The organism is Aequorivita soesokkakensis (assembly GCF_001641085.1).
Taxonomy (GTDB): domain Bacteria; phylum Bacteroidota; class Bacteroidia; order Flavobacteriales; family Flavobacteriaceae; genus Aequorivita; species Aequorivita soesokkakensis.
Genome location: NZ_LXIE01000020.1, coordinates 25,470 through 36,011, shown reverse-complemented (window position 1 = coordinate 36,011; position 10,542 = coordinate 25,470). Strand labels below are relative to the sequence as shown.

Annotated in this window: 10 protein-coding genes; 3 read left to right on the top strand and 7 right to left on the bottom strand. The window is 37.5% G+C overall.

Translation table 11 applies throughout. From position 1 onward, the window contains the following. Positions 1-34: 34 nt before the first annotated feature. Both A7A78_RS08135 and A7A78_RS08130 read left to right on the top strand, forming a co-directional pair. Positions 35-454 (top strand): helix-turn-helix domain-containing protein, encoded by a 420-nt coding sequence (locus tag A7A78_RS08135; protein WP_068761961.1) that lies wholly within the window; start codon positions 35-37, stop codon positions 452-454. 42 nt (positions 455-496) lie between these two features. Next, the gene (locus A7A78_RS08130; RefSeq protein ID WP_068761960.1) at positions 497-871 is read left to right on the top strand and encodes a DNA topoisomerase IV; all 375 of its coding nucleotides are present in this window, start codon (positions 497-499) and stop codon (positions 869-871) included. Here the strand turns inward: A7A78_RS08130 and mscL are convergent. From mscL to lon, 4 genes are all read right to left on the bottom strand, one after another. Beyond that, the gene (gene mscL / locus A7A78_RS08125) at positions 868-1,299 is read right to left on the bottom strand and encodes a large-conductance mechanosensitive channel protein MscL (protein WP_068761959.1); all 432 of its coding nucleotides are present in this window, start codon (positions 1,297-1,299) and stop codon (positions 868-870) included. The genes A7A78_RS08130 and mscL overlap by 4 nt on opposite strands. Before the next feature lie 77 nt (positions 1,300-1,376). Beyond that, positions 1,377-2,072, bottom strand: coding sequence for a (d)CMP kinase (gene cmk, locus A7A78_RS08120; protein ID WP_068761958.1), 696 nt, complete (start codon positions 2,070-2,072; stop codon positions 1,377-1,379). After that, positions 2,072-3,091: a type IX secretion system protein PorQ gene (gene porQ / locus A7A78_RS08115; protein WP_068761957.1), complete on the bottom strand. Its 1,020-nt coding sequence runs from the start codon at positions 3,089-3,091 to the stop codon at positions 2,072-2,074. The genes cmk and porQ overlap by 1 nt, the downstream gene beginning before the upstream one ends. A gap of 128 nt (positions 3,092-3,219) precedes the next feature. Then, positions 3,220-5,670 carry an endopeptidase La gene (lon, locus tag A7A78_RS08110; RefSeq protein ID WP_068761956.1) on the bottom strand — a complete coding sequence of 817 codons (2,451 nt, stop codon included), beginning with the start codon at positions 5,668-5,670 and terminating at the stop codon, positions 3,220-3,222. Between the two features lie 234 nt (positions 5,671-5,904). Between lon and A7A78_RS08105 the strand changes: the two genes are divergently transcribed. Then, positions 5,905-6,639 (top strand): head GIN domain-containing protein, encoded by a 735-nt coding sequence (locus tag A7A78_RS08105; protein ID WP_068761955.1) that lies wholly within the window; start codon positions 5,905-5,907, stop codon positions 6,637-6,639. A 75-nt stretch (positions 6,640-6,714) separates the two neighbouring features. On the opposite strand, the gene A7A78_RS08100 is transcribed toward A7A78_RS08105, so the two are convergent. From A7A78_RS08100 to A7A78_RS08090, 3 genes are all read right to left on the bottom strand, one after another. Beyond that, positions 6,715-8,109 carry a DUF6252 domain-containing protein gene (locus tag A7A78_RS08100; RefSeq protein ID WP_068761954.1) on the bottom strand — a complete coding sequence of 465 codons (1,395 nt, stop codon included), beginning with the start codon at positions 8,107-8,109 and terminating at the stop codon, positions 6,715-6,717. A 47-nt stretch (positions 8,110-8,156) separates the two neighbouring features. Then, entirely contained in the window at positions 8,157-9,476 is a 1,320-nt protein-coding gene (locus A7A78_RS08095; RefSeq protein ID WP_068761953.1) for an MFS transporter, read from the bottom strand. A 93-nt stretch (positions 9,477-9,569) separates the two neighbouring features. Next, positions 9,570-10,388 (bottom strand): M48 family metallopeptidase, encoded by an 819-nt coding sequence (locus A7A78_RS08090; protein ID WP_068761952.1) that lies wholly within the window; start codon positions 10,386-10,388, stop codon positions 9,570-9,572. Positions 10,389-10,542: the final 154 nt, after the last annotated feature.

Genomic DNA, 10,542 nt, shown 5'->3' with positions numbered 1-10,542 from the left:
TTGTAACCGTTATTTGTATTAGAAGAATGTTACAATGATAAACAGCAAGGATTTCGTAAAAAGGCTTGAAAAAATATTGGATTATTACAATCTAACAGCAACTGCTTTTGCCGAAGAAATAGCTTTTAACCGCTCCACTATTTCACATTTATTGTCTGGGAGAAATAAACCGAGCCTTGAATTTATATTGAAACTTTTACAGAAATTTCCGGAGGTAGAAATGAATTGGCTCCTTTTTGGAAAAGGGAGCTTCCCTTCTACTTCGGAAACGAAAACCAGTATTCCATTCTCAAAACAAAATTTGGCTTCGGAGGCAGGAAAAACGTTGGATCTTTTTACAGAGGAAAATAATGTGGCAGAAAAAAAACCAGTTCAAATATCCCAAAACACAACAAGCATTGAGAAAATTGTTATTTTTTACAGGGATGGCAGCTTTAATGTTTACCAAAATTGAGCGGTCTCACTAATTTTTCTGAAATTTGCGTAAAATTTAGCTATGCGCTTTTTATTTGCACTCTTTACTGCACTTTTGGTAAGCAGTTGTTACGAAACACAACGTGATTGTTCAGATTTTAAAACCGGTACGTTTGAATTTGAAGCGCTTTCGGGAACGGAAATTTTCAAAACGACAATTATACGTAATGATTCCATTGAAATAGATTTTTTTCAAGGGAAAAGCGACACTTCGTCAATTAGATGGATCAATGACTGTGAGTATGTTCTAAAAAAAATCAATCCAAAAAACCAAGCGGAAAAGAAAGCTATTCTAATTAAAATACTGACTACCAGCCAAAATAGCTATACTTTTGAGTTTAGTGAGGTGGGCAAAACCAAAACCAGCAAAGCAATTGCACATAAAGCAAAGCCTTAATCCTTTTTGCTCTTTAATAGTGTATTCTGCTCTTCCATCAATTTTTCAATGTTTGATAAAAGTTGAATATCCTTAGGGGTTTCTACTGTTTTGTCGTGAGGGTCTTCTGCTTTTTTCTTAAAGCGATTAATGAACTTTATCACCATAAATATGGTGAAAGCGATAATAAAGAAGTCAATCAAAACCTCCATCAATTCACCATAACCTATAGCAACCTCTTCTGCAGATTCCGTTGCCGCGCGAAGCACATATTTTTTATTGGAAAGGTTTACATCATCCGTTAAAAGTGACAGCGGAGGCATAACTATTTTCTTTACAATCGTACTGATAACATTGTTAAAGGCTGTACCAATAACAATACCCACAGCCATATCGATCATATTGCCTTTTATGGCGAAATTTTTAAATTCTTGCAGAAATGAGCCCATTATGTTTTTATGAAATTAGAAAACATCAAGTATAGAAAAGATTTCAGAAACTAGAAAGAGATTTTTTAAACAAAAGCCTAAACGCGGCCAGCAATTCGGTCTTTAGCCAATTGCAGCACTGTGTGGAATTGATCATCGAGATTCATTTCCGAATTGTCAATTTCAATGGCGTCTGCAGCTTTTACCAATGGTGAATCTTCACGGGTAGTATCTATGTGGTCACGGTCTTCAATGTTTTTAAGTACGTTTTTGAACTCAACAACTTCTCCCCTGTCCAAAAGTTCTTTATAGCGCCTTTGCGCGCGTTCGTTAGCAGAAGCGTTCATGAAAATTTTAAGTTCAGCTTTTGGAAAAACTACCGTACCAATATCACGGCCATCCATTACCACACCTTTTTCCAACCCCATTTTTTGCTGCTGTGCAACCAGTTTTACACGTACTTCGTGAATTGTGGCGATTGGGCTCACAAATTCAGAAACTTCAAGATTCCGAATTTCGTTTTCAACATCTTTTCCGTTAAGGTAAATATGTGCTTTATTCCACGCAGATTTTTTTTCAAACCTTAAATCGATTGAAGGTAGGGATGCAATGAGTTTTTGGGCGTCAAAATGTTCTTTTGAAATAATGCCGCGCTGCATTGCATAAAGTGTAACAGCACGATACATCGCCCCACTGTCCACATAAACATAGCCCAAATAATCTGCCAGTTGTTTTGCAACCGTGCTTTTTCCGGTAGAGGAATATCCGTCAATTGCAATGGTAATTTTTTTCATTACTGAAGGTCTATATTAAGCCCGAAAAAGCTTGATGATGCTGCAGTACTGTATTTTGAATAGGAATAACTCAATCGTAATTTATTAAGCTTAATTGCAAAACCTGCGCTCAAACCTGCAAAGGCACGTTTTTCAGCTATTCGTAATTCTTCCCCTCTTCTGAAATTATACCCTAAGCGAATGTTGAAACCACTTTCCGGAAAAAGTTCTATCCCGGCAATCATATGTCTGAAAGCATTATCAATAAAATTGATGTTTTCCTTTTGCACATTGCCTTCAAGATCGGTCTGTTCTCTCGAAGGGTTTGAGAAAGCAACGTTCCATTGCTGCATATTTTCCAAAGTAAAATGCCAACGGATTGGTACGTTCTCCAATGTTTGTGAAATTCCAAAAATTAATTCGAAAGGCAATGGCTCGTATTCTTCGTGATAGGGCGTAAACTGTGTGCCAAGGTTTCTGGCAACACCTGTAATTTGAAGGTCCCAATCTTCATAAACGTACATTAAACCTATATCCAACGCCCCTCCAAAAGATGAATAGTTTTCAAGTTTTGAGGAAATAAGTTTTAGGTTTACCCCAACGTGAAAATTTGTAAAAGCAATGTTACGTGCGTGACCAATAGACAAAGCTACTTCACCACCACTAAAACTACTTGTGGGATTTCCCGCTTCGTCATAACCATCAAACTTTCCGTAATTAACGTAGGTAATACCTGCATGCAAAACCTGCGTTCTTCTATCCCAAAGATATGCGTAGGCTGCGGTTCCGTAATTTACGTCCCCTATGTAGTTTGTATAGTTTAAAGATAATTGATTGTCCATCGCCGGATTGATACTTGCGGGATTGAACAAAGGCTGTGTGGGATCGTAATCGTAATTAGTAACTACTTTTCCACCCAAAGCAGCCATTCTGGGGCTGTTTACGAGATTTAGGAATTGATAAGTTGCTTTACCGCCTATCTGAGCCGTTAAAAGGTGAGATATGAAAAGAGAAACAACTAAGAAAACCTTTTGGGTCATAGACGCGAGTTACCGTAACTAAAAACTAAACGAATGCAAGTATAATTTATTTTTGCAAAGGAAAGAAATCATTAAGGATTAAAGTATAAATGTGGAACTATTATACTTTAATCCTCAACTAAATCTGTTTACAGTTTTTTCGCGTTTTTCACTTTTTCTTTTGTAAGCGCTAAATCCAGCACATCTGCCATATCTTTCACATAATGGAAAGTAAGTCCTTTTAAATATTCTGGCTTAATTTCGTCTATATCACTTTTGTTGTCTTCACAAAGAAGTATTTCTTTGATTCGGGCACGTTTTGCTGCGAGAATTTTTTCCTTTATTCCACCTACTGGCAATACTTTTCCGCGAAGTGTAATTTCACCAGTCATCGCAATGGATTTTTTCACTTTTCTTTGTGTGAATAGTGAAACCAATGAAGTTAACATAGTGATTCCCGCACTTGGCCCATCCTTTGGCGTTGCTCCTTCCGGCACGTGAATATGGACATTATAATTATCAAAAATATCGGGATTGATGCCCAATTTCTCAGCATTGGATTTTATATATTCAAGCGCAATAGTTGCAGATTCCTTCATTACTTTTCCAAGGTTTCCGGTCATGTTTAAAGCACCTTTCCCTTTTGAAAGGGTTGATTCAATAAAAAGAATGTCACCGCCAACCCTTGTCCAAGCAAGTCCGGTAACAACTCCGGCAACATCGTTGTTTTCATATTTGTCGCGTTCCATTTTTGGAGCGCCCAAAACTTCAATAATAATTTCATTGGTTACTTTAACCTCGTATTCTTCCTCCATTGCAATTTTCATTGCGGCATAACGAACCATTTTTGCTATTTGCTTTTCCAAAGAACGCACCCCGCTTTCGCGCGTATAGCCTTCCACAATTTTTTCAAGTTGTGGCTTGGCAATTTTAAGTGCATTGGCATCCATTCCGTGTTCCTTTAATTGCTTCGGAAGCAAATGGCGTTTTGCAATTTCAACCTTTTCCTCAACGGTATAACCTGTAACATTTATAATCTCCATCCTATCACGCAAGGCAGGCTGAATGGTGCTCAAGCTGTTGGAAGTGGCAATAAACATAACCTTGGAAAGGTCATACCCAAGTTCCAAAAAGTTGTCGTAAAACGAATTGTTCTGCTCTGGATCAAGCACTTCAAGCATAGCCGAGGAAGGATCACCTTGGTTGCCGGCTGAAATTTTATCAATTTCATCCAAAACGAAAACCGGATTACTGGTTTCTGCTTTTTTTATACTTTGAATAATTCTACCGGGCATTGCACCAATATAGGTTTTTCGATGTCCCCGAATCTCAGCTTCATCGCGAAGGCCGCCCAAACTCATCCGAACGTATTTTCTGCCCAATGCCTCTGCAATGGATTTTCCCAAAGAAGTTTTTCCAACTCCCGGAGGACCGTACAGACAGAGTATTGGCGATTTCATATCATTCCGTAGCTTCAGAACAGCTAAATATTCTATAATTCGCTTTTTAACGTCATCAAGTCCGTAATGGTCTCTATCAAGAATTTTTCGCGCGCGTTTTAAATCAAATTTATCTTTGCTGTATTTATCCCACGGAAGTTCCAAAATAAGTTCCAAATAATTTCGCTGAATGCTGTATTCCGCAACCTGCGGATTCATTCGCTGCATTTTTGACAACTCTTTTGTGAAGTGTTTTTCAACTTCCTTGCTCCATTTCTTTTTCTTGGCACGCTCACGCATCTCCTCTATTTCCTCTTCGGAAGAAGAACCACCCAGCTCTTCCTGAATAGTTTTCATTTGCTGATGCAGAAAATACTCGCGCTGCTGTTGATTAATATCGCTCTGAACTTTCGACTGAATATCATTGCGAAGCGAAAGCTTCTGAATTTCCATATTCATATACCGAAGCGTTTCCAGCGCGCGATCCTTCAAGTTATTTATTTCAAGAAGCGTTTGCTTTTCCTCAACATCTATATTCAGGTTTGAGGAAACAAAATTTATAAGAAAACTGGAACTTTCAATATTTTTAATGGCAAAGGCAGCTTCCGATGGAATGTTCGGGCTTTCCTTGATTATTTTAAGCGCCATTTCTTTTATGGAATCAATAATAGCTCTAAACTCCTCACTTTCCTTTTCGGGGCGCGCTTCCGCAACTTCACGAATAGTCGCGGTCATATAAGGAGTTGTGGTGATAACTTCTGCTACCTCAAAACGCTTTTTCCCTTGAATGATTACGGTGGTATTGCCATCGGGCATTTTCAACACGCGAAGAATTTTCGCAACGGTACCTATAGTATTTATATCATCAATTCCCGGTTCCTCTTCATATTCATCTTTTTGGGAAACTACGCCAATAACCTTATTTCCTTTATTGGTTTCGTTTATAAGTTTGATGGATTTATCCCTTCCAGCCGTAATGGGAATTACAACACCTGGAAACAATACCGTGTTCCGTAAAGGCAAAATAGGAAGGATTTCCGGCAGATCTTCTTTGTGCATAGCATCTTCATCTTCAGCAGACATTAATGGGATGAATTCTGCATCTTCCTTTAAATCCTGAAATGACAACTTGTCTAATGATGTTAGTTTTGAATTGGCCATATATTTGTTTAGGACATTGTGTCACAAATGTAATACACGCAATGTCTTATTATTAAAATGTTTATGAATAATTTATGAAAGAGCGCTGGCTTTCAAGTGTTTTGCCAGTTCCTTTTATACTATATTTCAAGAGTTATGCCAGTTCTATGATATTTTTTAAAAGGAAGTGTAACATTCCCATTAAAATACTGTCTTTAAACTAAATAACTATCTTTAAAAATTAAATTGAAAATTATGGCCACACTAACTAAAATCTCGCTTGCGTTAACACTTCTCATTATTGGCAACCTTGAAATTATCGCTCAGAATAGAAACAGCAATTCTATTGAAGGAAGTGGAAATGTAATAACGAAAACCGTAAACACCCAGCCTTACAATACAATTAATGTTTCTGGTTCCATGGATGTATTTCTTGAAAAAGGGACAGAAGGAAACATTAGCATAACTGCGGAAGACAATGTGCAGGACAGGATAGTCGTAGAATCTGACGGAACCACGCTAAAAATTTCAATGAAGAACAATACTTCGCTGCGGAATACAAAAAAAATCAAAATAACCGTTCCCTTTGAAGATCTTTCAGAAATTTCCCTTCGCGGTTCTGGAAATGTTGAAGGAAAAGATATGCTGAAAAGTAATTCCCTTGCCTTGAACATTCAAGGTTCTGGCCAAATAAAGATTTCTATAGAAGCCAATTCCGTGGATGCTCAATTAAACGGTTCAGGAGATATGACGCTTTCCGGTAAAGTAACGGATGTTGAAGTGAAAACAACCGGTAGCGGAAATTTTGAAGGAAAGGAATTAAACTCCGAAAATGCGCAAATCTATATTTCCGGTTCTGGGGATTCTTCAATTTATGCAAAGAATAGTTTAAAAGCCCGCATTCAAGGTTCGGGTTCTATTTTTTGTGCTGGAAACCCAACTTCCAATGACGTAAAAATTATGGGTTCAGGAAAGGTAAAATCTATTTAACGCAACTATTATTATAATTTAAAAAGCCGCTTTTAAAAACTAAAAGCGGCTTTTTTTATGGTATATGATTTCTGCTTATGGTAAAACTATCAAAAATTCACCACCAGTAATTTGGTGAATAGTTGGGTCTTGCCCAGAAGCATCAACTCCCGTAAAGTTAAATGTTCCTTCTATTATTCCATTTGGAATATCGTAATTAGTAATCACCAAGCTTCCAGGGCTTGAAACATACGTAATTGAAGTGCCAACTACTGGCGTGTAATATGCTACAATTTCATCCCCATCAATAATTTCGGTTCCCATATCAAAAGTTCCCTCTGTTACGGTAGCTGGAAAAGTTAATTCCATTCTTTGATCCCCTTTTGTTGTGGTTATTGTAATTCTTGGATATTGGTTAACAATTGAGGTAGTGATAACAATTTCATCTGGCGAATATGAAGCCCCGTCCACATTTGCAGTAAATGCATTGTTTGCCCCAGGAACTCCTTCAAAATAAACTGTAAAACTTCCCTCAGTAACTTCAACAATATCGGGCACTTGGCCTAATGGATCTGTCCCGGTAAATGAAAAGGTAGCTGTTAATATTCCCAATTCAAGATCAAACTCAGAAATGGTTATTGATCCAGGGTTTGAGGTAAGATTTTCAGCCCCGTTCCCTGCATTATAAAGGGCTATTAATTTTGTTCCGTCAGAAATATTTACCATTTCAAAAGTACCAACCCCCAATGATCTTGGCACATCTATGCGCATAAGTTCTCCAGTATTGGATCTGGCTAAAATATTTATCATATGTACATCGCCAACCATTGGTTCAGTAACGAATATACTATCAGCAATAAAATCAACACCATCTACTTTTGCGAAAAATTCATTGTTGGGATTGCCGCCACCACCGCCACCGCCGGTATCGTCAATTACATATGCTATAGCATTAAAAGCTCCATTTGTGATTTCTATATCTTCCAAAACTGGGTCGCCATTACCATCGAGTATTGGGTTTCCGTCGCCATCAACCTTTATACGAACGCCCATAAAACTGAAAGTTCCAGTTACGGTTTGGGCATCGGCGTCAATTTCGGTAATATTTAAAAGTCCCGAACCGCCCAATGCAGCTGCGGAGACGTATGGAAGTACATTTATTGAACCATCAAAATAGGCTCCCCCATTTTCATTGTTTGCACCTGTGGATAAGTTAAATGAGCCAACGGCTGCATCTTTTATTGAAAGGGTTATGTTTTCACCACCGGGTTTTATTCCGGTAATTACCATTTCATTATCAGTAGTAAGCGTTGCTGAAGCTGAAGAAGCAATATATTCCTGCCCGGCAACCTTTGCTTTAAATTGTCCTACATCGGCATCATTTTCTTCGTTTTGAATGAATTCTCCCGTTAGGGGCTCATTTTCACAGGAAAAAAATTGGAATGCCACAAATAATAAAAGCATTCCTTTTAAAAAATACATTTTCTTCATAAATAAGTAGTTTGTAGGTAATAAACGCAAACTTAAACAAAAATTGTTTAATGGGTTTTATTTCTTGGTACTCTTAATAACAAAAATACGCCGGCCATAAAAAATATTACAAGAAACAATATTGAGTTTCGCATACTTCCGGTTCTTTGATCAATAAAACCGTAAATCAACATTCCTATTACAATTCCTATCTTTTCCGTAACATCATAAAAACTGAAATAGGAAGTTGTGTCTTTTGTTTCGGGTAAAAATTTTGAATAAGTGGAACGTGAAAGTGACTGTATCCCGCCCATTACCAAGCCCACTATCCCTGCCGTTACGTAAAATTGGGTTGGTGATTCTATAAAAAATGCAACCACGCAAATGAAAACCCATACTATATTTATAACAATAAGAACTGGAATATTACCAAATTTTTCCGAAGCTCGGGAGGTTATAATCGCCCCACCAACTGCCACCAATTGAATAATCAATATACTAACAATTAAACCCAGTGTTTTTGCATCGTCCCCGCCCCAAGAAATTTCTTGTTCCCCAAAATAGGTTGCAACAAGCATCACGGTTTGCACTGCCATACTGTAAACAAAAAATGCGGCTAGATATCTTTTTAATTGTATATTTTCAGAAAGTGAACCGTAAACACTTTTCAATTCCCTAAAGCCATTCAAAAGTATTTTTGTACTAACTTTTTTTCCGCTTTTGTTTCCTTTCGGAAGAAAATAAAAAGAATATTGGCTAAAAAGAATCCACCAAATGCCAACGGAAATAAAGGACCAACGCATGGCTTCCATACTAGCTCCTTCTTCACTCCCAAAACCAAAATATTGCGGAAACATAACCATTCCAAGATTGAAAAGCAACAAGACAACGCTACCTATATATCCCAATGAATAACCGCGTGCGCTAACCCTATCCTGCTGTTCGGGAAAAGCCACATCGGGCAAATAGGAATTATAGAACACCAAACTTCCCCAAAAACCTATCAAACCAAAAAAGTAGAATACAAGGCTAATTTCAATATTTTCAATACTGAAAAAATAAAGTCCCATGCAAGAAAGGGCGCCCAAGTAGCAAAAGAATTTCATGAAATTCTTTTTATTTCCCACATAATCCGCAATACCTGAAAGCAATGGCGAAATAAAGGCTACCAATAAAAAAGCCGCTGCAGTTGTATAGCTAATTAATGGAGTGCTGCGAATGGTTCCTCCTAATATTGAAACGGTTGAAATGTCTGCCACTTTAAAAAGCGCCTGATAATAAATAGGAAAAATTGCCGAAGCAATTACAAGGCTGTAAACTGAATTTGCCCAATCATAAAACGCCCAAGCATTTAACAATTTTTTACTTCCTTTTGGTAAATTGGGCATATTGCTGATTCAATTTTGAGGTTACTAAACTAATAAAAAATCCCACTTAAAGTGGGATTTTGAAAATATTCAATAAATTTTATTTTGTTTGTTTTATCTCTTAAAAGAAGTTACCCCAAATTTTCTGGCTTCAGCTTTAGCTTCAGGAACCCAAGCTTGAATATTTTGAATTCTAGTTGCACTGGAAGGGTGCGTGCTTAAAATTTCCGGAGGCGTATTTCCATTTTCTTGAGCTTGCATTCTTTGCCATAATTCTGCAGAAACAATTGGGTCATAACCGGCAATAGCCATTAAAATAAGACCAATATGATCTGCCTCCGTTTCGTGGCTACGGCTAAAAGGAAGCATAACTCCAATATTGGAACCCAAGCCGTATGCAGCATTAAAGATTTGTGCATTTTCTGAGTTTGCGGTTGCAACCCCTACTCCAACTGCGCCCAATTGTTGTAATTGGGTAGCGCTCATACGTTGTTGTCCGTGGTTTGCCAGGGCGTGGGCAACCTCGTGTCCCATTACAGCAGCCAAACCGGCTTCATTTTTTGTTACAGGCAAAATACCCGTATAAACCACAATTTTTCCTCCGGGCATGCACCAGGCATTTACTTCTTTACTATCAATTAAATTGTATTCCCAGCGATAGTCTGCCAAGTATCCTGCATATCCATTGGCAGTAAGATATCTTTCAGCGGCAGAGGCAATTTTTTGGCCAACGTTTTTTACCATGTTTGCATCGGTTGTTCCTTTTACTACTTTATTTTCAGACAAAAACTCATTGTACTGCTGAAAAGCCATTGGTAAAATCTGCGAATTTGGAACCAAAGCTAAGGTTTGCTTCCCCGTGAATGGATTTGTGCTACAAGCAACCACAATCATACCCAGTACTAATATTGATAAGGATTTTTTAAATTTCATAAGAAGATGGTTTTGATTTGTTAAAATTAGAGATATAAATTTACTATTCTATTAAAATTAATTTAAAATTGACTTTCAACTTTTATTCCAAAAAAAATAAACTTTAGTGTTTCCTTAATATAATATAGCAGTCAAAGCCTTTAAATTTATGGAC